At 74.5% G+C, this 23,321-nt stretch carries 15 protein-coding genes; 9 read left to right on the forward strand and 6 right to left on the reverse strand.

Annotation, left to right across the window (positions count from 1 at the left end):
- Positions 1-203 precede the first annotated feature (203 nt).
- The gene (locus tag AB0D32_RS28910; RefSeq protein ID WP_357096993.1) at positions 204-890 is read left to right on the forward strand and encodes a hypothetical protein; all 687 of its coding nucleotides are present in this window, start codon (positions 204-206) and stop codon (positions 888-890) included.
- Between the two features lie 242 nt (positions 891-1,132).
- Here AB0D32_RS28910 and AB0D32_RS28915 read toward each other — a convergent pair whose 3' ends face one another.
- Positions 1,133-2,947 carry a VanW family protein gene (locus tag AB0D32_RS28915; RefSeq protein ID WP_357096995.1) on the reverse strand — a complete coding sequence of 605 codons (1,815 nt, stop codon included), beginning with the start codon at positions 2,945-2,947 and terminating at the stop codon, positions 1,133-1,135.
- A gap of 179 nt (positions 2,948-3,126) precedes the next feature.
- Between AB0D32_RS28915 and nudC the strand changes: the two genes are divergently transcribed.
- Positions 3,127-4,047 (forward strand): NAD(+) diphosphatase, encoded by a 921-nt coding sequence (nudC, locus tag AB0D32_RS28920; RefSeq protein ID WP_357096997.1) that lies wholly within the window; start codon positions 3,127-3,129, stop codon positions 4,045-4,047.
- A gap of 190 nt (positions 4,048-4,237) precedes the next feature.
- Here nudC and AB0D32_RS28925 read toward each other — a convergent pair whose 3' ends face one another.
- Positions 4,238-5,491: a polysaccharide biosynthesis protein gene (locus tag AB0D32_RS28925; RefSeq protein ID WP_357097074.1), complete on the reverse strand. Its 1,254-nt coding sequence runs from the start codon at positions 5,489-5,491 to the stop codon at positions 4,238-4,240.
- Positions 5,492-5,523: 32 nt separating this feature from the next.
- Positions 5,524-7,449, reverse strand: a complete 1,926-nt coding sequence (locus AB0D32_RS28930; RefSeq protein WP_357096999.1) for a hypothetical protein — start codon at positions 7,447-7,449, stop codon at positions 5,524-5,526.
- Positions 7,450-7,584: 135 nt separating this feature from the next.
- On the opposite strand from AB0D32_RS28930, the gene AB0D32_RS28935 reads away from it, so the two are divergent.
- On the forward strand, positions 7,585-9,303 hold the full coding sequence (locus AB0D32_RS28935; protein ID WP_357097001.1) for a hypothetical protein: 1,719 nt from the start codon (positions 7,585-7,587) through the stop codon (positions 9,301-9,303).
- Entirely contained in the window at positions 9,300-9,464 is a 165-nt protein-coding gene (locus AB0D32_RS28940; RefSeq protein ID WP_157747273.1) for a hypothetical protein, read from the forward strand. The genes AB0D32_RS28935 and AB0D32_RS28940 overlap by 4 nt, the downstream gene beginning before the upstream one ends.
- Before the next feature lie 52 nt (positions 9,465-9,516).
- On the opposite strand, the gene AB0D32_RS28945 is transcribed toward AB0D32_RS28940, so the two are convergent.
- Complete coding sequence (locus AB0D32_RS28945) at positions 9,517-10,674, reverse strand: glycosyltransferase family 4 protein (protein WP_357097076.1); 1,158 nt, start codon at positions 10,672-10,674, stop codon at positions 9,517-9,519.
- A gap of 252 nt (positions 10,675-10,926) precedes the next feature.
- On the opposite strand from AB0D32_RS28945, the gene AB0D32_RS28950 reads away from it, so the two are divergent.
- The 4 genes from AB0D32_RS28950 to AB0D32_RS28965 all read left to right on the forward strand — a co-directional run bounded on the left by AB0D32_RS28950 (position 10,927) and on the right by AB0D32_RS28965 (position 19,007).
- On the forward strand, positions 10,927-12,594 hold the full coding sequence (locus tag AB0D32_RS28950; protein WP_357097004.1) for a substrate-binding and VWA domain-containing protein: 1,668 nt from the start codon (positions 10,927-10,929) through the stop codon (positions 12,592-12,594).
- Positions 12,591-17,039: an alpha-(1->3)-arabinofuranosyltransferase family protein gene (locus tag AB0D32_RS28955; protein ID WP_357097006.1), complete on the forward strand. Its 4,449-nt coding sequence runs from the start codon at positions 12,591-12,593 to the stop codon at positions 17,037-17,039. The genes AB0D32_RS28950 and AB0D32_RS28955 overlap by 4 nt, the downstream gene beginning before the upstream one ends.
- Positions 17,039-17,863, forward strand: a complete 825-nt coding sequence (locus AB0D32_RS28960) for a class I SAM-dependent methyltransferase (RefSeq protein ID WP_357097008.1) — start codon at positions 17,039-17,041, stop codon at positions 17,861-17,863. Before AB0D32_RS28955 ends, AB0D32_RS28960 begins: the two co-directional genes overlap by 1 nt.
- A 67-nt stretch (positions 17,864-17,930) precedes the next feature.
- Positions 17,931-19,007, forward strand: coding sequence for a DUF3068 domain-containing protein (locus AB0D32_RS28965; protein WP_357097010.1), 1,077 nt, complete (start codon positions 17,931-17,933; stop codon positions 19,005-19,007).
- A gap of 75 nt (positions 19,008-19,082) precedes the next feature.
- Here AB0D32_RS28965 and AB0D32_RS28970 read toward each other — a convergent pair whose 3' ends face one another.
- Positions 19,083-20,753, reverse strand: coding sequence for a DUF885 domain-containing protein (locus AB0D32_RS28970; RefSeq protein WP_357097012.1), 1,671 nt, complete (start codon positions 20,751-20,753; stop codon positions 19,083-19,085).
- A 140-nt stretch (positions 20,754-20,893) separates the two neighbouring features.
- Between AB0D32_RS28970 and AB0D32_RS28975 the strand changes: the two genes are divergently transcribed.
- Positions 20,894-21,970, forward strand: a complete 1,077-nt coding sequence (locus AB0D32_RS28975; protein WP_357097014.1) for a DMT family transporter — start codon at positions 20,894-20,896, stop codon at positions 21,968-21,970.
- A 215-nt stretch (positions 21,971-22,185) separates the two neighbouring features.
- Here the strand turns inward: AB0D32_RS28975 and AB0D32_RS28980 are convergent, their stop codons facing one another.
- Complete coding sequence (locus tag AB0D32_RS28980; protein WP_357097017.1) at positions 22,186-23,262, reverse strand: PHP domain-containing protein; 1,077 nt, start codon at positions 23,260-23,262, stop codon at positions 22,186-22,188.
- Between the last annotated feature and the right edge of the window lie 59 nt (positions 23,263-23,321).

Here is a 23,321-nt window from a genome sequence, read left to right on the forward strand (position 1 = left end):
CCGAACCCGGAAGCTAAGCCCTCCAGCGCCGATGGTACTGCACTCGGGAGGGTGTGGGAGAGTAGGACACCGCCGGACAATCTTCCAGTTCAGGGTCACCCTTCGGGGTGGCCCTGAACTGCTTTCCGGCGGCCACCGTTGGGAGAGCGACCATACAGACCGTTGCGGAGCCTCTGCGGGCTCGACCCCGGCCCGAAGACCAGATGGAGCGGTTGTTCGCCGACGGGTGGCCAGCCTTCATCACCGCCGACCGGCAGGCCGATCGTCACCTCGGCCGGGTGCGGGAGCTGTTCGCCGACCTGGAGCTGGTGCTGCTCGACGGCGACGACCAACTCGTCGCCGCCGGATGGGGCGTGCCGATCCGCTGGGACGGCGACCCGGCGCAGCTGCCCGAGGGCTACACCGACTCCCTGCGTCACGCGCTCGCCGGCCACGACCACCACGACAACCCCGACACCCTGGTGGTGATGGCCGCCCAGGTCCGCCCGGACCGACGCGGCCAGGGCCTGGCCGGTGCCCTGCTGACGGCCCTGGGATCGCTGGCCGACCAGCGCGGTTGGTCACGCGTCATCGCCCCCGTACGACCCACACTCAAGGCCCGCTACCCACTGACCCCGATCGAACGGTTCGCCACCTGGACCCGCGAGGACGGCGCACCGCTCGACCCCTGGGTGCGTACGCACTGGCGGCTTGGCGCCCGAATGATCGGCACGGCACCCCGGTCGCAGACGATGACCGGCACCGTCGCCGAGTGGCAGGAGTGGACCGGCATGGTCTTCCCCGACAGCGGCGACTACGTCATTCCTGACGGTCTCGCCCTGTTGCGCATCGACCGCGACCTCGACCAGGGCACCTACACCGAGCCCAACCTGTGGCTCCGGCACCGGTGAAGTGGGCCCACCGCACTGAGGCCGGTGAGTGGGCCCACCGACACAGGGAAGTGGGTCCGCCGACACGGTGAGGTAGGCCCGCGGCGGCGACCCGTGAAGTAGGCGTGGAGCGGGCCCCGCCGGAGGCCGCGAGGCGGGGGCGGGCGCCGCGTCGACGGTCGGGTGTGGTGCGCGTACGACAGGAGGAAGCCCCGCCGGCGACCGGGCCGGCGGGGCTTGCTCACGCGGAACTCAGGCGGCGGTCAGGACGGCTCCGGGCCACAGATGAAGCGCGGCTCCGCGGAGTAGCGCCAGGTGAACTTCTCCCGCTTCACGACCTTGCCGTCCTTCTTGATGACCCGGAAGGCGTCCTGGGTGAACCCCTGGCTGCCGCCTGCGGGAATGCAGGTCGGGCCGGGCTTCAGGTAGACCGTCTTCGGCTGGGTGATGTTGCGGCGTGGGCTGTACTCGGTCTTCACGCTGTCCCAGATCTTGGTGCTCCAGATCGACACGGTGACCGAACTCGACGTGTAGGAGGTGTCGATCAGGACGCCGTGCTCGGTGTTGTTGCGGAACTTGAAGTCCAGGTCCGGCCAGAAGATGGTCGACTCGATGACCGCCGGGTACCGGCTGAACCAGTACGAGTGCGGCTTGTGCTCGACGTCCTCCAACCCGGCGTAGTACGTCGCGTTGAACAGCGTGGTGGTGAACTGCGAGGTGCCGCCGCCCACCCCCGGGACCAGCTTGCCGTCGAGGATGACCGGCGCGTCCCGGTAGCCCTGCGCGTAGCCGCGCTCGCCGGTGTGGCCGTTGAGCGAGAACGTCTCGCCGGGCAGCACCAGCGTGCCGTCGACGTCCTTCGCGATGGTGACGATGTTCTGGCTGCGGGCCGAGGAGAGCCCGCCGGTGAACCGCGTGGTGAAGGTGGAGACCCGCTCCTTGATGCCGAGCCCGGCCAGCTTCTCCTCGGTCAGCTCCGGCTCCGCCGCCTTCAGCTCGCCGGTGACCTTCCGGTCGTCGGTCTTCGGCAGGACGGCCAGCAGGTCGCGGCCGAGGGCCGCGCTGTCGAGCTGCTGGCCGGCCTTGCCGGCGACGACCTGCGGCTTGCCGCCGGAGATGGACATCTGGGCGTCCTTGGGCGGCACCTCGACCTTGGCCAGGTCGTCGCCGAGCGCTGCCCGCAGCCGCTTCACGTCGACCTGCGGGGCCAGCTTGCCGGCCTTGTCGGCGGTGAACCGGAGGCTCCGCGCGATCGCCTGCGGCGGGATCCGCACCGAACCCTTGTCGGTGGTCAGCGTGACCGGCGCGGCGACGGCCGGCTTCGCCAGCTCGGCGACCAGCCGGTCCACCTCCTCGGCGGTGGTCACCGGATGCGTCTCGACCAGCGGTACGGTCACCGGCTGGCCGCTGAGCCAGCCCTCCCGCACCACCTGCGCGGAGCGTTCCGGATCCAGCGCGAGGCTCGGCTTCGGGTGCACCGCCTTCGGCGTGGTGCCCTTCCAGGTGATCGCCGGCATGGTCATCTTCCGGCCCTGGTCGCCGACGACCTTCTCGAGGGCGGCGTCGAGCCGGGCCGCGTCCACGGTCACCACCGGCTGCACCGCCCGGGACCCGACGAGCCGGTCGACCGCGTGCGCCTCGGCCTCGGCCGCCGCCGCCACGGTGGCGTCGACGTCGACCGTCAGGCCGACGGCGGCCGGATCGATCGTGGCGGTCTGCTCGCCGACGCGTACCGACAGCGGGGCGGTGAGGGCGGCGGCGCGGCGTTCGAGCTCCGCCCGCAGCTCCCGGGCGGCGTCCGTGCGGCTCCGGCCGCCGAGCTCCGCGCCGAGCACCGTCGTGCCTCTCGGCACGTCACCGGCGTACGCATAGGCGCCCGCCCCCGCCACGGAGGCCAACACCGCCGTGGCGACCCCGGCGGCCAGCAGCAGGCGGACCCGACGGGACCGTGGCCGGCCCGGCCCGCCCGCCGGCGCGGCCGGCTCCGGCTCGTCACCGGGCCAGGTCACTGCTGTGACCTGCACAGTGGGCCGTTCGTCGGCGGGTGGAGTCTTCTCGCCGTACAGCGTCACGGTCACCTCGATCGGACATACCACAACGGGGGGAGCACGCCTCCGCCCGGAAGACACCTACGGTAACTGGCGCTCCGCCGGGGCGGCAGCCTACGCCCCACCCGTCGTGTTACCGCGTGTCGCCCGGCGTGTCGCGGGGCCCGGCCCCTCGCAGACGGGGACGGCGGGCATGGCACGGTATGGGCATGCGAGCGGACGAGGCGGTCCTGGCGTACGGGGGCGGTTGGCTGGACCGGGCGGGAGGCCTGCGTGCCGACCCGGAACGGATCGCCGCGCTGCTGACGGACCCGGAGAGCACCCTGCTGCCGCTCTGGCGGGACCGCTGCCTGGTCGCCGGGGACGTGCCGGTACGGCTGAGTGGAGACCCGGCGGCCAAGGCGCTCGCCGTCGCCGACGAGACCGTCTTCCTGGGCATGGACGGGGGCTCGGCCGTCTTCGCCGTGGACCTTTCCGGGCTGCCCGAGGCCGCCGCCGTCGAGGTGGCGGAGGCGGGCGCCGCCCTGGACGTGCGGGCGCTGGTCGGGCGGCTCGACGCGGCCGGGGCGGCCGTCCAGGCGTACGCCCGGGGGCTGCTGCACTGGCACCGGCAGCAGCGCTTCTGCGGCACGTGCGGGGCGGCGACCGTCGCCCGGAGCGGCGGGCACGTCCGGTCGTGCGCGCGGGCGGACTGCGGCCGGCTCCTCTTCCCCCGGATCGAACCGGCGGTCATCGTGCTGATCGAGGCGCCCGGAGCCCCGGACCGCTGCCTGCTGGCCCGGCACGCGGGCGCGCCCGAGGGGGCGTACTCGACGCTCGCCGGCTTCGTCGAGGTGGGCGAGAGCCTGGAGGACGCCGTCCGGCGGGAGATGGCCGAGGAGGCCGGGGTGACGCTCACCGACCTGACGTACGTGGGGTCGCAGGCGTGGCCGTTCCCGGCCGGCCTGATGGTCGGCTTCCGGGCCACCGCCGCGTCCGAGCAGGTGCGGGTGGACGGCGAGGAACTGCTGGAGGCGCGCTGGTTCACCCGGGACGAACTGCGCGAGCGAGCGGCCACCGGCCGCCCGCTGGGCCGCGTCGACTCGATCGACCACCACCTGCTCCACTCCTGGCTCACCGCCGGCCCCTGACCGCCGCCCAAACGCTGCCCCCACCCCCCACCCCCCACCCCCCACCCCACCCCGCTGCCCGCGGGACGCGCTCGCCCCCTCCGCCGCGGCGATCTTGCACTTGCGGCCCCGATGTTCCGGACTTTCGGGGCATCTTGAGGGCGCATAGTGCAAGATCGACGGCCCGTTCAGGGGGTGCCCGGCGACGGGCCTACGGGCGCTGGGGTAGACGCGGGGGACGGGGGCGGAAGGTCAGCCAGGTCATGGCCGTGGCCGTCAGGGTGGCAGTGGCCAGCGCGCAGACGAGGACGCCCTCGACCGTGCGCGGCGCGACCAGCAGGGCGGCCCCGGCGAGGCCGGCGGTGGAGACCCAGAGCGGCGCGGCCGGCCACCGGGCCCCCGTCGCCACGCGGTCGTTGACCAGCATGAACACCACCGCGTAGAGGGCGCCGACGGCGGCGAAGAGGGGTGCCGCGCCGGCCAGGTGCAGGTAGCCCGCGCCACCGGCGAGGCGGAACGCCAGCTCGCCGGCGAGCGCGGAGGCACCGACGAGGACCGTGCCGCAGGCCAGGATCAGGGCCAGCGCGGCGACCCGGGCCCGCCGGTCGCCCCGGGCGAGCCGGGGCAGCACCAGCACGGTGATCACCTGAGGCGCCCAGAGCGCGCCCTTGGTGAGCACCGACCCGACCGCGTACCCGCCGGAAGCGTCGCCGGGGAGCAGTTGCCGGGCGAGGATCAGGTCGGCGTACGAGATGGTGAGCATCGCCAGCGACGCGCCGCACGCCGTCATGACGTGCCGGGCGGTCAGCCGGCGCTCCCCCGCGGCGGCCGGGGTGCCGGTGGGCGGTGGGGCCGGCGCGGCGGGCCGGGCCGGACGGGCGAGGCGGGCCAGCAGGGGCAGGACCGCCAGCCCGGTGAGCGTGGCGAGCAACAGGCAGGCGACCGGCCCCCGGCCGAGGGCGAGCCCGAGGACGAGCCCGCCGTAGCGCCCGGCGGCGAGCAGGGTCATCGCGGTGGCGAGGCGCAGGAAGCGCTGGTCGCCCTGGAGTTCGCCGAGGGACCGGCCGGCCAGCACGGTGGCGAAGGTGGTCGCCGCGAGCAGCAGGGTCAGGGCGATCGGGAGCCGGAGCGCCGCGCTGAGCACCGGGGCGGCCAGCGCCGTCACCCCGGCGGTGAGCGCGGCGGTGCGCAGCGCGAGGCGGGCGCTGCCGCCGGTGCCCCACCGGGCGCGGTGTGCGGCCACCGCGATCTGGAGGCCGAAGCCGGGCACCGCCGCGATCGCGGCGAGGGCGAGCACCGTGGCCAGCGCGCCCAGTTCGGCGGGGGCCAGCCGGCGGGCCCCGAGGACCGGGACCAGGTAGGCCAGCGCGTTGGTCAGCATGGTGGCGACGGTGACGGCGGCGCCCGCCGCGCCGAGCCGGACGGCTCCGCTGCCCCGACCCGCCCCCGCGCCGCCGGACGGCACCGGCTGCGCGGCCGTCCGGGGCTCCTCGGCGGTCACTCGGGCTTCGGGGTCGGGTTGCCGATCGAGATCTCGTTCGTGCAGAGCGTCATGTCCGTGCCGGTCACGGTCAGCTCCACCGCGTCACCGCCGCCGCTGATCTCGAAGAACCGCTGGTTCAGCCCCTTCTTGACGGGGAAGGTGTGGCTGCCCTGGCCGAGCCGCAGCACGGCGGTCCCGTCGGCGGAGCTGAGATAACCGACGCGCACGATCCAGAACCAGTCGTCCCGGGGTGTGTCCAGCGGCATCCGTACGGTCTGGCCTGCGGCGACCAGGTAGCCACAGCCCTCCTGCGGGCCGGGCCTGATGCTGCTGCCCTGGATGGTCGCCACCTGGATCCGCCCCAGGCCGTCCAGCACGGACGCGTTCTCCGTCTCGTGCACGAACTCCGGTCGGGCACCGGCGGCGGCGAAGAACCGCGACTGGAGGTTGTACGGCCAGGAGAGATTCGGCACCACCCCGTCCGGGACCGGGGTGTCGAAGAAGACCGTGCCGGGCGGGGCGCTGGCCAGCTCGATACGGGCGGTGTCGAGATAGGAGCGGCCGTACTTGAGCGCCCACTCGTCGCTGTACCGGGAGGTGGTCCACACCGTCCCGAACATGGCAACCACCAGGAGCAGGAGGAGGCCGGAGGTCACCACCTCCCGATACCTCTCGGGCACCGGGCCCAGCAGGTCCGGACGGGAGGGAGCCGGACGGTGCTCCGGTTCGGGGTCGGTCGGCGCCTCGGTGTGGTCGACGTCGGCGGGCGCGTCGCCGGCTGCCGACGGCCGGGCGATTCCCACCAGGGCGACGCCCACGCAGATCGCGGCGACCACCACGACGTCGCTGACGTACCGGGGCACGCCGCCGGCGATGGCGCTGAAGACCGAGCCGAGGCGGGTGGCGCCGAGCAGCGCGGCGACGAGGATCAGGTAGCACCCCAGCAGCACCCAGGCCCGGCCGGCCGTGCGGTCCCGCCGGATGGTCAGCACGACCAGTGCGGCGAACACCGTCCAGGCGATCCATCGTCCCAACTCGGGCGGCGCGACGACCGGGGCGCCGTCCCCCGCGCCCAGCCAGCCCCAGGGGCCGCCCAGCAGTCCCGGCAGGAGGGTCGAGCCGAACAGATCGGTGAGGAACGACAGGAGCTCTCCCGGCGACTCCGGGCGGCGCAGGGAAGACTCGGAGCGGACGAGGTACACCGAGGCGAAGGCGCCGACCAACGCGGTCAGCGTCAGCCAGGAGGGCCACCACCGGCGCAACGCGGTCAGCACCGCGCGTACCGGCCCGCCGTCGGTGAAGAAGCAGACGGTGAACAGGAAGACCAGCGGTACGACCAGCAGGGTCTTCTCGAAGAAGAGCAGGCCGAGCAGGACGGACAGCGCCAGCGACGCCAGGTGCCGCTTCCGGCCGGTGCGGACGTACTTGAGCTGGGCGCCGAGAGCGAGCACCATGGCGAGCTGCATGGGCAGCATGTTCGCGCCGACCGCCCACCAGGAGGTCGCCTCCAGGGTGAGCGGGCTGAACAGGAACATCCCCAGCGGAACGAGCATCAGGCGGCTCGGTCGCAGCAACGTGCGCAGCAGCCGGTAGAAGGCCACCCCGAGGACGGCCTGGCCGACGGCCATCAGCAGCACGTACGGCCAGTAGGTGAGCCCGAAGGCATCGGTGACCAGCCAGGTCAGGAGCCGACCACCCGGCATGAAGTGGTTGTTGTACAGGGTGAGCAGGAAGCCTGGTGTGAGGGCGGACTCGGTCGACTGCGTGATCAGCACGTAGTCGTCGGCACCCAGGTAGCCGCGCGAGGCGATCTGCGCACGCCACAGCACACTGATCACGATCAAGGCGATGGCGACGGACCGGGTCGGATCGGCGCGCACAGTTCCGCCGGCTCCGCCGGTGCCGGCACGCGTTACGTCCACCCGGTCTGTCGATGCCATGGCGGGAAGACTGCCACACCGCCGACCGGTGGCCCCATCAGGTCAACGGATGGTTCGGGGGCGGCGCGGGGCCCGCGTACAGTGGCCGCCACCAGCGTGGCGGTCGTCGCGCCCGGGCAGTGGTGAGGTCGAGGGATGCGCGAACGGCTGGTGCCGCACGGCGTGGCCGCCGCCGTGACGGCGGTGGTGCTCGCCCCGCTGGCCCTGCCCGGGTACGTGCTCCGCTACGACATGGTCTTCGTGCCCCGGCAGACGCTGAGCTGGGAGGCGATCGCCCCGGCCTCGGCGCTGCCCCGGGCCGTCCCGCAGGACGCGGTGGTCGCGCTGGCCAGTCAGGTGGTGCCCGGCTGGCTGCTGCAACGGCTGGTGCTGGTCGCGATCCTGTACCTGGCCGCGCTGGGCGCCGCCCGGCTCGTGCCGACCGACCGGGTCGCGGTCCGGGTGGTGGCCGCCGTCGGGTACGCCTGGACGCCGTACCTCGCCGAGCGGCTGCTCGTCGGGCAGTGGGGGCTGCTGGTCGCGTACGCCGCGCTGCCCTGGCTGGTGCGGGCGGCGCTCGACGTGCGAGCGGGCCGGCGGGGTGGGCTTCCCCGGCTGCTGCTCGCGGCGGCGGCGTCGGCGATCACGCCGACCGGTGGGGTGCTCGCCCTGGTCGCGGTCGTGGTGCTGCTGCCCGGGCGCTATCCGGCGGCTGCCCGCGCGACGTCGCTGGGCGTGGGGCTGACGGTGCTGCTCAACGCGCCGTGGCTGGTGGCCGGCCTCGTCAGCGGCGGTGCCGGCCGGTCCGATCCGGTCGGGGTGGCGGCGTTCGCCGCGCGCGCGGAGAACTGGGCCGGCCCGCTGGCGGCGCTGGCGGGCACCGGCGGCATCTGGAACGGGCAGACCACCCCCGCGTCCCGGGCGGTGGTGCTGGTGCCGCTGGCCACCGCGCTGCTGCTGGCCGTGGCCGGGTACGGACTCCCGCTGCTGCGCCGGCGCTGGCCCCCCTCGGTCGCCGGCCGCTTCGGCCTGCTCGCCGCCGGTTCGTGGCTGGCGGCGGCGCTCGGGGTGTTGCCCGGCGGTGCGGACCTGCTCGGCTGGCTGGTCGCCACCGTGCCCGGCGCCGGCCTGGTCCGGGACGGCCAGAAGTTGCTGGTGCCGTACGCGTTGGCGCTGGCGGTGGCCGGTGCGCTCGGCGCGGAGCGGCTCGCGGAACGGCTGGCGGCCCGCTTCGACGCGACGACCGCCGGTGCGGCGCTGGTCGGGGCGGCGCTGCTGCCGGTGGCGCTCATGCCCGACCTGGCCTTCGGCGGCGCCGGTCGGCTCCGGCCGGTGCAGTGGCCGGCGGACTGGGCGACCGTGGCCCGGCTGACCGCCGAGCGGCCCGGCGAGGTGATCTCGCTGCCGTTCCAGGAGTACCAGAGCTTCCCCTGGAACCACGGCCAGGTGGTGATCGATCCGGCGCCGCGGTACCTCGCCGTGCCGGTGCTGATCGACGACACGCTGCGGGTGGGTGGGCTGGCCGTGGTCGGCGAGGACGCGCGCGCCGCGCGGGTGCGGGAGGCGCTCGCCGCCGGTGCGCCCCTGGCGACCACGGGCGCGCGGTGGGTGCTGGTGCAGCGGGCGGCCGGCCCGGCCCCGGCCCCGGCGGCCCTGGCCGGGCTGCGGGCCGTCCACTCCGGAGCGGACCTGGCTCTCTACGAGAACCCGCACTGGTCGCCGCCGCCCGCGCCGGTCCGGCCCGGACCGGTGGGGTTCGCCCACCTGCTGGCCGCAACGGTGGTGATGATGATCGTTCTTTCGGCCACTGCGCGGGGAGGCTACCGCGTGGTAGCGTCCCGGCACGCGAGTCCCGCGGAAGGAGAAGGTGGATGAGGAACCTGCCCGCGTTCGTCGCCGTCGGGGTACTCGGGGTCGTGCTCGGCCTGCTCGGGAGCGTCGGACTGGCGAATGCGCTCAGCCCGTCCGCCAAGGAGGCCGCCAACACCAAGGTGAGTGAGCAGGGGACCGAGGCTCCGCTGTACGGCACGCGCTGAACCACACGACGAAGGGCACCCGCCGCGGCGGGTGCCCTTCGTCGTTCCCGGGTCACCTGCCGGCGGCCACCCGCGTCACCAGGCGGGCGAAGCGTGACCCGGTCGCCGCCCAGGTGAAGCGGGACGCGTGGACCAGTGCTGCCTCGCCCATCGCCTTGCGTCGTACGTCGTCGGCCAGCAGTTCGCGGACGACGGCGGTGAATTCCTCCTCGTCGTCGACGAGCAGTCCGGTCTCGGTGTCGACCATCGCCTCGGCGACGCCGCCCGCGTAGCGGAAGGCGACGGTCGGGGTGCTCCGGGCGGCGGCCTCCACGATGGTCAGCCCCCAGCCCTCCTTGAGCGAGGGGGTGAGCGCGATCCACGCCGAGGAGAGCGCCGCGTGCTTCTCCTCCTCGCTGATGAAACCGGTGAACCGGACATGAGCGGCGATGCCGAGAGATTCCGACAGCTCCCGCAGCGGCTGCTCCCACCAGCCCTGGCCGGCCACCACCAACTCCAGGTCGGGCAGCTCGGCGACCAGCGCGGCCACGGTGCGCAGGGCGATCTCCACCCGCTTGTGCGGCACCAGCCGGCCGAGCACCAGCAGCGACGGGTGCGGCGTGCGCGGCAGCGGCGGGCCGGTCACCGGGGACGTCCCGTTGGGCACCACGTCGATCCGGTCCGCGTCCACCCCGAGGGTGGCCAGCTCCGCCCGGCTCGCCTCGGACACCGTCACGTAGCGGCAGCGGCGGTAGAGCCGGACCGCCAGCCACGACTCGATCCACCAGCCCAGTCGGGCCATCCGCGGGCCGAACACCACCGGCCACTGCTCCCGGTGCACGTGGTGCACCAGGGCGAGCACCGGCCGGCCGGCGTAGAGCGGGGCGAAGAACGGCACCCCGTTGCAGACGTCGACGACCACGTCCGGCCGGCCCGGCCCGCGCCGGCTCAGCGGTCCGAATCCGATCCGTCCGGCGAGGCACGTCAGCGCCGCCCGGGCGTAGACCGTCATCCGGGAGCCGCGCCGCAGCACGCGTACGCCCTCGGGCGTGGTCCCGGCGGGGCCGCCGTTGGCGTGCGCGGCGCAGAGCAGGGTGACCCGGTGGCCGGCGGCGACGAGTTCGGCGGCGATGCGCTCGATGTAGACCTCGGAGCCGCCGCCCTCCGGGTTGGTCGTGTCGCGCCAGTTGAGGAACAGGACGTGGCGCGAGGAAGTGCCGGAGTTCTTCACGCTGCTCCTACCGACGAGTAAGTTGAGCACGATCGCGCCACCCTAGGGCGACGTGGGTCACATTCGCAATGGGCCGCCCCGGTGGCGACGGTCGGGCGACGGCTGGTCGGCAGGGGGTTTGCCGGCGGCGGAAAACCTTGGCAGGGTGTGCAGCGCGACCGCGTACGGTGGCCGGCGTCACTCGCCGCCAGGCGGCTCGACCTGCGGCCGGGCGGCCCCCTGATTCCGGCGACGACGAGGAGGTGACCGGGCGTGCTGCGCGACGGTTCCGCAGTGCGGCGCCTCTTCCGGCGGTCGCCGGTGGTGCTGCTCAGCGCGGCGCTCGCGCTGCTGCTGGCCGGCTGGGCCACGGTGGCGTACGTCCGGTCGGACCGTGGCGTCCCGGAGTGCCTGGACCGGGTCCGACTGCGGGTGGCCGCCGCCCCGGTGGTCGCGCCGGCCCTGGACCGGATCGTCCGGGCCAGCGTCGGCACCCAGCCCTGCGTCTCGATCCAGGTCGAGGCCAAGGAGTCCGCCGCCGTCGCCGCGGAGGTCGCCAGGGGCGTGGACGTCGCCGACGCCTGGGTGCCGGAGTCCACGTTCTGGCTGCGCCGGGCCCGCGCCGCCGGCGCGTTCGAGGTGCCGGCCCAGGGCACGTCCGTGGCGAGCACCCCGGTGGTGCTCGCGGTGACCGAACCGGTGGCACGCCGGCTCGGCTGGCCGGCGAAGCCGCTGACCTGGCGGTCCCTGATCGGCCCGAAGGCCCACGCCGTCGAGGTGGGGCTGCCCGACCCGGCCGCCGACCCGGCCGGCGTCGGGGCGGTGCTCGGGGTACGCGCGCTGGCTGCCGGGGAACGGGACCCCGCCGGGTCTGTCGCGGCGGTGCTGCGCCGGCTCGCCAACCGGACGTTCAGCCCCCTCGACGGCGGGACGCTGCCGGCCGGGCCGGGCCTGCCGGGCAAGGCCGACGCCGTGGCGACCGGCGAGCAGGCCGTGCTCGGGCACAACGCGCTGGCCGGCGGCGACAAGCTGGTCGCCGCGTACCCGGAGGTGGCGGTCCCCGCGTTGGACCTGCCGTACGTGGTGCTGCCCGCCGCCCGCGGCCCGGTCCGGGACGCCGCCGCCGGCTTCCTCACCAACCTGCTCACCGTCGAGGCCCGTGACGCGCTGAGCGGGCACGGCTTCCGGACCGCGGCCGGATTCCCGCCGGCGGTGCCCCGCGACGGCCGGCTGTCGCCGGAGGTACGCGAACCGGCGCCGCTGCCCGCCGAGGAGACCGTCACCGAGGCGCTGACCGGCTGGAGCGGCGTGCAGCGCAGCGCCCGCATCCTCACCGTGCTGGACATCTCCGGCTCGATGTCGGCCCAGGTGCCCGGCTCGGCCGAGACCCGGCTCAGTGCCACGCTCAAGGCGGCCCAGGAAGGTTCCGGCCTGCTGCTCGACAACAGCGAACTCGGGGTGTGGGTGTTCGCCACGAAGGTCGACGGCGACCGGGACCACCGGGAGATCCTCCCCGTCGGCCCGCTGGGTGGGTCGCAGCGGGAGCGGCTGGCCGAACGGCTGGCCGCCGTCCGGGTGAAGCCCCGTGGCGGCACCGGCCTGTACGACACGACGCTGGCCGCGTACCGGGACGCCCGGCGGAACTGGACGCCCGGGCGGATCAACCTGGTGCTGATCATGACCGACGGGCGCGACGAGGACGAGGCGAGCATCGGCCGGTCCAAGCTGCTGGCCGAGCTGACAGCGCTCCAGGACCCGCGCCGGCCGCTGCCGATCGTCTTCATCGGGCTGGGCAGGGACGTCGACCCGGACGAGCTGGAGGCGATCGCCGAGGTCACCGGCGGGCAGGTGTTCCGCACCGAGCAGCCCAGCGGCATCCGGCAGATCTTCTTCTCCGCGCTCGCCGACCTGAGCTGCCTGCCCCCGGAGTGCCGGCGGTGACCCTGGTGCGCCGGGTCGCCCGGTCGGTCCGCGAGGCGCCGGGCACGGCACTGTCGCTGCTGCTGCTCACCGTGGTCGCCTTCGTCCAGCGCCCCGGTCAGGTCACCTTCGACACCAAGCTCGACCTCGCCGCGAACCCGCTGCACTTCATGGCCCGCGCGCTGCACCTGTGGAACCCGGAGGCCACCTCGGGGGAGTTGCAGAACCAGGCGTACGGCTACCTGTTCCCGATGGGGCCGTTCTTCGCCGGGGGGCAGCTGCTGGGCGTACCGCCGTGGATCACCCAGCGGGCGTGGACCGCGCTGCTGCTCGCCGTCGCGTTCTACGGCCTGCTGCGGGTGGCCCGGGCGCTGGGCGTCGGCACCGAGCCGACCCGGTACGCGGCGGCGCTCGGCTACGCGCTGGCCCCCCGGATCCTCACCGAGGTCGGCGCACTCTCCTCCGAGACGCTCTCCGCTGCGCTGCTGCCGTGGGTGCTGCTGCCGCTGGTCCTGGTGCGCCGGATCGGCTCCCCACGAAAGGCTGCCGCGCTCTCCGCGCTGGCCGTGCTCTGCATGGGCGGGATCAACGCGGCGGTGGTGCTGCTCGCCCTGCTGCTGCCCGGCGTCTGGCTGCTCACCCGCCGGTGGGACCGCGAGCACCTGCGGCTGGTGGGCTGGTGGTGCCTCTGCGTCGTCGGGGTCTGCCTCTGGTGGATCGTGCCGCTGCTGCTGCTCGGCGAGTACAGCCTGCCGTTCCTCGACTACATCGAGTCGTCCACCACCACGACGGCGGTGGCCTCGCTCTTCCAGGCGGTCCGCGGCACCAACCAGTGGGTCGCGTACATCGTGCAGGGCGACCCGTGGTGGCCGGCCGGCTGGCTGCTGATCGACAACCCGGTGCTGATGACGCTCACCGCGGTGGTGGCGCTGGTCGGCCTGGCCGGGCTGGCCGGCAACCTGCTGCCCGAGCGACGCTTCCTGGTGCTGGGCTTCCTCACCGGGCTGACGCTGCTCACCATCGGCTACGTCGGCAGCCTGGACAGCCCGCTCTCCGCGCAGGTGCGGGACCTGCTGGACGGCCCGCTGGCGCCGTTCCGCAACGTGCACAAGCTGGACCCGGTGCTGCGGCTGCCGCTGATGCTCGGCTTCGCGCACGGCGTCGACGCGTGGGTCACCCGGCTGCACCGGGCCGCCGCCCGCCGCCGCCCCGGCCTGCGGTTGCGTCCGCTGATGTTCGTACCGGTGCTGCTGCTGGTGCTGGGGGCCGCCGCGCCGGCCTGGCTGGGCCAGTTGCGGCCCGGGCCGGGCTGGTCGGACCTGCCGCCGCACTGGCGGGCGGCGGCGACGTGGCTGGCCGAGCGGGACGCGTTGGCCCGCACCCTGATGGTGCCGGGCTCCAGCTTTGGCCAGTACGAGTGGGGGCGGTCCGTCGACGAGCCGCTCCAGGCCCTGGCCGGGGCGCCCTGGGCGGTGCGCCACCAGATCCCGCTCGGCTCGGCCGGCAACACCCGGATGATGGACACCGTCGAGTCCGTCCTGTCCCGCGGCCGGGGTTCGGCCGGCCTGGCCGACTTCCTGGCCCGGTCCGGATTCCGGCACCTGCTGCTGCGCAACGACATCGACCGCACGCAGGTGGACGCGCCGCCGGTGGCGGTGCTGCGCCGGGCGCTCGCCGGGTCGCCGGGCATCGCGCGGGTGGCGACCTTCGGCAGCACCAGCACCTTCGGCCGTACGCCGGGCAGCCCGGTCGACGAGGCCGCCGGCCCGCTGCCGGCCGTCGAGGTGTACGAGGTGCAGCGCCCGGTGCCGGCCGCCTCGGCGGTGCTCGCCGCCGACGTGCCGACGGTCAGCGGTGGACCGGAGTCGCTCCTGCCGCTGCTGGAGCAGGGGCTGGTGGAGCGGGACCGGCCGGTGGTGCTGGCCGGCGACCGGGCCGGCTTGCGCGACGGCGCCGACGAGTCGTGGATCGTGACCGACGGGTTGCGCCGCCGGGAGCGCGACATCGGCCGGGTCCGGGACAACCTCAGCCAGACGTTGACCGCGGACGAGGCGGGCCGGCAGGGTCGCGTCGCCCTGGACCTGCTGCCGTTTGCCGGCGACCGGCACCAGACGGTCGCCGCCTACCAGGGCGTACGCGAGGTGACCGCCTCCACCGCCGTCAGCTTCGTGGACAACCTGTCCCCGGCCGACCCGTCGTACCTGCCCTTCGCGGCGGTCGACGGCGACGACCGCACCGCCTGGCGTTCCGCGCCGTTGGCCGGGCCGGTCGGCCAGTGGCTCGAGGTGGACCTGGACACCCCCCGCGAGGTCGCCCGCGTCACGCTCGCCTTCGTCGACGACCTCGGGGTGGGGTGGCCGGTGACCCGGTTCCGGCTCACCACGGACCGGGGCTCGGTGGACCACGAGGTCGCCCGCACGCTGGGCGCGCACGGGTACTACACGCTTCCGGGCTCCACCAGCCGGGTGCGGGTCACCGTGCTGGCGGTGGCCGAGGGGCGCGTCGACGGCGGCGTCGGGATCCGCGAGCTGACCATCCCCGGCACCACCCCGCGGCGGGCGCTGCGTACCCCCGCCGACACGCCGGCCGGCTTCGTCGGCCCGGTCGCCTGGTCGTTCAGCCGGGGACCGGCCGACCGGCCCGCCTGTTTCCCGACCGTCGCCGCCGACTCCGGGGCGGACGCCGTGCCGTCCACCGGTTCCGGCCTGCGGCCCGCCGGGACGGTGATCCGGTGTGACCGGTTCCTGGCGCGGGTCGGGGAGGAGCCGCTCGGGGTGGACCGGCTGTTCCAGAGCGCCAACCCGGGCACGTTCCGGCTGGCCCTCAACGCCGTGCCCCGGCCCGGCGGGCAGTGGACGCTGTCCGGGGCACCGGTCCGAGCCGACGCCTCGTCCTACCTGGCCGGTGATCCGGCCGTGGCCGCGTACGCGGCGGTCGACGGCGACCCGGGGACGGCCTGGCTGGCCGACACCGGCGACCTGCGGCCCACCCTGCGGCTGAGCTGGTCGGAGCCGCGCCGGATCGCCGAACTGCGGCTGCGTCCCGCGGAGCTGCCGGTCGGCTCGCTGCCGGAGTCGGTCGAGGTGCGCACCCCAGGCGCGAGCCGGGTGCTGCCGGTCGGCGCGGACGGCGTGGTCCGTTTCCCTGCGGTGCGGACGGACCGGATCGAGATCGTGGTGCGGGAGTCCGCCGCCCGGGTGGCCGACCGGCGGGGCAACGGCTGGACGGCGACCCCGGGCATCGCCGAGGTGCAGATCCCCGGGCTGGAGGACCTGCGCCGCCCGATCTCCGGCACCACGCGCGTCGCCGAGAGGTGCGGCTCGGGGCCTGCTGTCGAGCTGGACGGGTTCCGCTACGACACGTCCGTCGCCGGCACCCTCACCGACGTGCTGGACGGCCGGCCGCTGCCGGTCACCGTCTGCGGCGCCACCGGCGCGGTGGTGGACCTGCCGGCCGGCGGGCACCGCCTGGCGACCTCGCCGTCGGCGGGCTTCGTCGTGCAGGACGCCGTACTGCGTCCGGAGGCGGCGCTCGCCGCCCCCCGGCACCGCGAGGTGACCGTGCTCGACTGGAATCCGACGGACCGGCGGGTACGGGTCGCCGCCGGCGGCGCGGCGTTGCTGGTGGTGCCGGAGAACGCGAACGCCGGCTGGACGGCGACTGTGGACGGTCGGCCGCTGACCGCCACCCGGGTCGACGGCTGGCAGCAGGCGTGGGTGCTGCCGGCCGGTGGGGACGGGGAGGTCCGCCTGTCGTTCGCGCCGGACCGGACGTACCGGGGCGGGCTGGCGGCCGGGGCGGTCACCGCGCTCGGGGTGCTGCTGCTGGCGGTCCTGCCGGTGCGGCGACGGGTGGCCACCGCGTCCGTACCGGCGCCGCCCGGGGTGATTCCGGCCGAGGGGCCCGCCTGGGTCGCCGGCGTCCCGCTGGTGGTGCTGCTCGCCGCGCTGGGCGGCGTGCTGCCGGTGGCCATCGTGCTGGCCGCGATGCTGCTGCGGCAGCTCGCCCGCCGGGCGCTACCGGTGGTGGTGTTCGGCGCGCTGACCGTCGCCACGGTGACGGCGGTGACCGGGCGGTTGCAGGGCCACGGCCAGGAATGGGCCTACGGCTCGTGGGTGCAGGGCGCGATGCTCGTCGCCGTCGGGGCGGTGGTCGCCGCGGTGCTGCCCGTCCCCGGCGTCCCGCCGGAGCCCGTCGCGTCGCCGCCCAGCGGGTCCGACGCCGCCGCCCCCGACCCGCCGGCCACGGGGCTCGGTGCCCCGGCCGACCCGCCGGCCACGGAGCCCGGTGCCCCGGCCGACCCGCCGGCCACGGAGCCCGGTGCCCCGGCCGGCGTGCCGGCGGCGTATCCGGTGGTGCCCCGCGCGCGGACGGGCGAGGCGGACGCGGATGATGTGACGCCGGGCACACGGGCCGGGCAGCCGGCCGCAGCCACGGATCGGTACGAGGACGGGACGGTGGCGTGATGAGCGCAGCACACGACGGGGCCGGCGGGCGGGCAGGCCGTCGCCGGTTCGCCACGCTGGGCCGGTCGGTGGCCCTGTTCCGGGCCTTCCTGGTCGAGCAGACCGACCCGGACCGCTTCTACGGGCTGCTCGCCGACGACTCCGTACGCCAGGTGTCCGGCTACGTCCCGCTCGCCGGACGTACGGTGCTCGACGTCGGCGGCGGTCCCGGCTACTTCGCGGCGGCCTTCCGCGCCGCCGGGGCCCACTACGTCGGGCTCGACCCCGACGTGGGCGACTTCTCGGCGGCCGGTGACTCGGTCGCCGGGATGCTGCGGGGCAGCGGCACCGCCCTGCCGGTCCGCTCCGGCGGCGTGGACGTGACGTTCTCGTCCAACGTGCTGGAGCACGTCTCGGAGCCGACCCGGATGCTCGACGAGATGGTCCGGGTTACCCGGCCGGGCGGGGTGCTCTTCGTGTCGTTCACCCCGTGGCTGTCGCCGTGGGGTGGGCACGAGACCGCACCGTGGCACTACCTCGGCGGTGACCGGGCCAGGCGGCGCTACCAGCGTCGCAACGGCCGGCCCCCGAAGAACCGGTTCCGGGAGACGCTCTTCCCGACCTCGATCGCCCAGACGTTGCGCTGGGCCCGGGGCAATGCCGAGGTCGAGCTGCTGGATGCCCTGCCGCGATACCACCCGTGGTGGGCCCGGTGGGTGATCCGACTTCCCGGCGTTCGGGAGGTCGTGGCGTGGAACTTTCTGCTCGTTCTGCGTCGGGCCGGTGCGGAACCGGGCGGCGCGGCGGGAAAAACAGAGCTGACCGGGGGTCGCGTTGCTATGTGACCAGGTAGTAACCTCGCGGCCATCTCTCATCGACAGCGGCGAAAATTAGCTCCTCCGGGGAGGAAACATGAAGCACCGCGCCATAGGTGCCGTGCTGTTCGGCAGCGGCGTACTGCTCCTGGCGCTTGCCGCCGGGCTTGTGTTCGTGGTCAAGCCGGCGATGGCCAAGCTGCCCTACGATCTGGAAGCGTCGACTTCGGTCGCCGAGGCGAAGGGTGCGACCTTCCTCCAGATCACCAACGGCAGCATCGCGATCAACCGCGCCGACCTGAGGTCCACGGTCCGCGTCTCGCCCGACGCGAAGACGACCGGCAAGCTCTCCGGTGACCTCGACGGCAAGGCCGTCGTCTGGCAGGTCGGGCAGACCGTGGAGCGGACGGACTCCAAGGAGTTGGTCAGCGCGTACGGTGCGGCGCTGGCGCTCGACCGGGTCGCCGGTTCCGCGCTCAACTGGAACGACCAGTACCTCGACGACACCGGTACGCGGGAGAAGGTGCAGTTCTCCGGCCAGATGTACAAGTTCCCGTTCGGCGCGGAGAAGAAGACCCACCAGATCTTCGACCGTGACCTGCGGGACGTCCGGCCGGCGGAGTTCAAGGGCACCGAGGACATCAAGGGCATCGAGTCCTACCGCTACGAGCAGGTGATCACCGACGAGCAGCTGAACCTGGCGGAGGACCGGGTCAAGCTGCTGCTCGGCGCGCTGGCCCCGGGTGCGACCACCGGCAAGGTCGTCTACAGCAACACCCGGACCGTCTGGATCGACCCGGTGACCGGCTCGTTCCTCAACGTGCGCGAGGTGCAGCGCAAGACCCTGGTGCCGGACATCGGCGCGCCGGCCACGCTGCTGGACGCCGACTTCTCGTACACCGAGGAGACCGTCGCCGCCTCGGTGAAGCGGGCGAACGACAGCCGGCAGGGGCTCACCCTCCTGGGCGTGTACGCGCCGATCGGCCTCGTGCTGCTGGGCCTGGTGCTGGCGGCGGCCGGTCTGCTGGTGGCCCGCCGGGGCGCGGCCCAGGTGGCCGCGGAGCCGCGGCACCGGGCCGACGCGACCGCCGAGCAGCCGACCGTCGCCCACCGCGGGGACGATCGGGCGGTGCCGGGGCAGCGCCCGGCGCCGGGCGAGGTGGAGCAGCGCTGACCGTGCGTTGAGTGGTACGGCGAAGGGGTGGACCGCAGCCGGTCCACCCCTTCACCGTCTCCGTGCCGGCCAGCCTCAGAGGCGGGCGAGCGCCTTGCGCAGCGGGTCGAGCCCCAGCGAGCCGAGGTCGAGCGCCTGGCGGTGGAACTCCTTGAGGTCGAAGTCGGCGCCCTTGCGGGCCTTCGCCTCGTCGCGGGCCTGGAGCCAGATCCGCTCGCCCACCTTGTAGGAGGGGGCCTGCCCCGGCCAGCCGAGGTAGCGGTTCAGCTCGAAGCGCAGGTTCTCGTCCGGCACCCGGCAGTGCGCCCGCATGAACTCCCAGCCCAGCTCCGGCGTCCAGCGCTCGCCGGGGTGGAAGCCGAACGGGTTGTCCTTCGGGATCTCCAGCTCCAGGTGCATGCCGATGTCGACGATCACCCGGGCGGCCCGGAACGCCTGACCGTCCAGCATGCCGAGCTTGTCGCCCGGGTCCTCCAGGTAGCCCAGCTCGTCCATCAGCCGCTCCGAGTAGAGCGCCCAGCCCTCGCCGTGCCCGGAGACCCAGCAGAGCAGCCGCTGCCAGCGGTTGAGCAGCTCGGCCCGGACGGCGGTCTGGGCGACCTGGAGGTGGTGGCCCGGCACGCCCTCGTGGAAGACGGTGGTCACCTCGCGCCAGGTGGAGAAGTCGGTGATGCCCTGCGGCACCGCCCACCACATCCGCCCGGGCCGGGAGAAGTCCTCACTCGGGCCGGTGTAGTAGATCGCGCCGTCGCTGGTCGGGGCGAGGCAGCACTCGATCCGGCGTACCTGCTCGGGGATGTCGAAGTGGGTGCCGTGCAGGTCGCTGATCGCCTTGTCGGCGAGCGTCTGCATCCAGTCCCGGAACGCCTCCTTGCCCTGGATGGTCCGGGCCGGGTCGGCGTCCAGCGCCGCGACCGCCTCGTCGACGGTCGCGCCGGGGCCGACGATCCGGCCGGCCACCGACCGCATCTCGGCCTCCAGCCGGGCCAGCTCCTCGAAGCCCCAGGCGTACGTCTCGTCGAGGTCGACCCTGGCGCCGAGGAAGTACTGCGAGGCCAGCTCGTAGCGCTCGCGACCCGCGGCCTGCTTCTCCCGGCCGAGCGGGGCCAGCTCGGTGCGGAGGAACTGGCCGAACTCGGCCGTCGCCGCGGTCGCCGCCGCCGCGCCCCGCCGCAGCTCGGCGCCGAGGGTGCCGTCGGCGCCCAGCCGCTCGGCCAGCCCGTGGAAGAAGTTGTCGCCGTCCGGGTCGACCCAGATGTCGCACTGCTTGGCGACCTCGACCAGTTGCACGCGGGCGCTGACGTGGCCGGCGGCGGCCGCTTCTCGCAGCGTCGTCTTGTAGCCCTCCAGTGTGCCCGCGAAGCGGTTGAGCCGGGCGGCGATGTTGGCCTTGGCGTCGTCGCTGTCGGTCGCCATCAGGTCGAAGGCCATGCGGACGTCGTGCAGGCCGCTGGCGATCACGTTGATCTCGCTGCTCGTCTCGCCGGCGTCGTAGCGGGCGAGGTCGAGGCCGAGCCGCTCCTGCATGGCCTCCTTGGCGGTCCGCTCCGCCTCGGACTCCGGCTCGGTCACGTCCAGGTCGGTCAGCGTCCGCCGGGTCACCTCCGCCCGGGCCGCGTACCCGTCGGGCGACAGGTCGTCGAGTTGGTCGTCGTAGCCGGCGATGCCGACGTAGGTGGCGCCGATCGGGCTCAGCGGCGCCCACTCGGCCACGTACCGGTTCGCGAGGTCATCGATTCGTCCCACGCTGCGACCCTACGTGACCGCACACTCCAGCCGTCGACCGTGTCACTGGTGGCCCCCCGTGCCGGCCGGTTGCTGTGGCGGTCGACACCACGTCCGAAAGTCGCGGGACTTCGTCGTACGGCTGCGGCAGAGTGTCAGGAGTGACAGCGGAACTCACCCCTGACCGGGCGGCACTGCGGAGTTGGCTGCCCGGGTTCCTGGCGTTGGCCGCGATCTGGGGCTCCAGCTTCCTGTTCATCAAGATCGGCATCGGGGAGCTGCATCCGCTGCACCTCACCCTCTACCGGGTCGCCGCCGGCACGGTGACCCTGCTGCTGGTGCTGGCCGTGCTCCGCGACCGGCTGCCCACCGAGCCCCGGGTCTGGGCGCACCTGACCGTGGTCGCCACGTTCGGCGTCGCCGTGCCGTTCACCCTCTTCGGCTACGGCGAGCAGCGCGTCGAGTCGATGCTCGCGGGCATCTGGAACGCCACCACCCCGCTCATCGTGCTGCCGCTGGCGGTGCTGGTGTTCCGCACCGAGCGGTTGACCGTACGGCGGGCGGCCGGGATGGCGCTGGGCTTCACCGGCGTGCTGGTGGTGCTCGGGGTCTGGCAGGGAGTGGGCGGGGCGCACTTCACCGGGCAGCTCATGTGCCTGGGCGCGGCGGCCTGCTACGGCGTGTCCATCCCGTACCAGAAGAAGTTCGTCGCGGGCAGCGCACACTCGGGGCTCTCGCTCTCGGCGGCGCAGCTGCTGATCGCGACGGCCCAGCTCGCGATTGTCGCGCCGCTGGTGGCCGGGGCGCCGCCGGCACCGACCGGCCTCTCGGTCGAGGTGCTCGCCAGCGTGCTCGCGCTCGGCGCCCTCGGCACCGGCCTCGCCTTCGTCATCAACCTGCGCAACATCCGGATCGCCGGGGCGAGCACCGCCTCCACGGTGACCTACCTGATCCCGGTGTTCGCGGTGCTGATCGGTGCCCTGGCCCTCGACGAGCGGCTCACCTGGCACCAGCCGGTGGGGGCGCTGATCGTGCTGCTCGGCGTCGCCGTCTCGCAGGGCCTGGTGGGCCGCCGCCGGCCGGCGCCAGCCGGCATCACCGAGCCCTCCACGGCCGTCGGTGCCGCCGTGCCGTCCGCGGCCGCCGGCATCACCGAGCCGTCCACGGCCGCCGGCATCACCGAGCCGTCCACGGCCGTCGGTGTCGCCGTGCCGCGCGCGCCGGCTGCCCGCTGCTGAGCGATCCCGGCCGTCGCCACGGCGACCATTGGCGTCCGTGCGACGCGGTCTCATGAACGGGGCAGCTCGACAGCGGCCGTGGTGCCAGCACCCCACGGCCCGGGGCTCACGGCCCAGGGCTCGGCCCAGGGCCCAGGGCTCACGGCCCACGGCCCACGGCCCACGCTGGCGGGCTGATGGCGAGGCCCGGCCCACCCGGTCGGGCCGTCAGGACTTCAGCGGGCGGCGTGCCCGCGGGCCCAGTCGACCAGCCGGTCGGCGTCCCAGGTGTTGACCACCCGGTCGGCGGGCACCCCGCACAGGGCAGCGCGCTCGCAGCCGAACCGCTGCCAGTCGAGCTGACCGGGGGCGTGCGCGTCGGTGTTGACGGCGAAGTGGCAGCCCGCCTCCAGTGCCCGGCGGATCAGCCGCTTCGGCGGGTCCTGCCGCTCCGGCCGCGAGTTGATCTCGACGGCCACCCCCCGCTCGGCGCACGCGGCGAAGACAGCGTCCGCGTCGAACTCGCTCTCCGCCCGGGTACGCGGCCGGTGCGCCCGGTCGCCCGGCCCCTTCACCCCGGCGGGCCGGGACGACACCATCCGCCCCGTGCAGTGGCCGAGGATGTCCAGGTGCGGGTTGGCGATCGCGGTCAGCATCCGCCGGGTCATCTTCGCCCGCTCGTCGTTCAGGCCGCTGTGCACCGAGCCGACCACCACGTCGAGGCGGGCCAGCAGCTCCTCGTCCTGGTCGAGCGATCCGTCGGCGAGGATGTCCACCTCGATGCCGGTGAGGATCCGGAAGCCCTCCGGCAGCGCCTCGTTGACCTTCGCCACGTGGTCGAGCTGCTGGCGCAGCCGGTCGGCGGTCAGACCCCGGGCCACCTTCAGCCGGGGCGAGTGGTCGGTCAGCACCACGTACTCGTGGCCCAGTTCGACCGCCGCGAGGGCCATCTCCTCGATGGGCGAGCCGCCGTCGGACCAGTCGGAGTGGGTGTGGCAGTCGCCGCGCAGCGCGGTACGCAACGCGGTGGCCGCCGCGTCCAGGTCGGTGCCCTCGGTGGCGAGCAGTCGGCGCAGGTAGACCGGCTCCTCGCCGGCGAGCGACTCGGCCACGCAGCGGGCGGTGACGTCGCCGACCCCGGGCAACTCGGTGAGCTTGCCGGTGCGGGCCCGCTCGGCCAGCTCCCCCGCCGGCAGCGCGGCCAGGGCCGTGGCCGCCGACCGGAACGCCCGGACCCGGTAGGTCGCCTCGTTCGCCCGTTCCAGGAGGAAGGCGATCCGGCGCAGGTCGGCGATGGGGTCCCGGGCGCTCATGCCATGGAAAATACGCCTCCGCGCCGCCGGTCGTCAGACGACGGACGGCGCGGAGGCCG

Source organism: Micromonospora sp. NPDC048170 (assembly GCF_040652795.1).
GTDB lineage: Bacteria > Actinomycetota > Actinomycetes > Mycobacteriales > Micromonosporaceae > Micromonospora.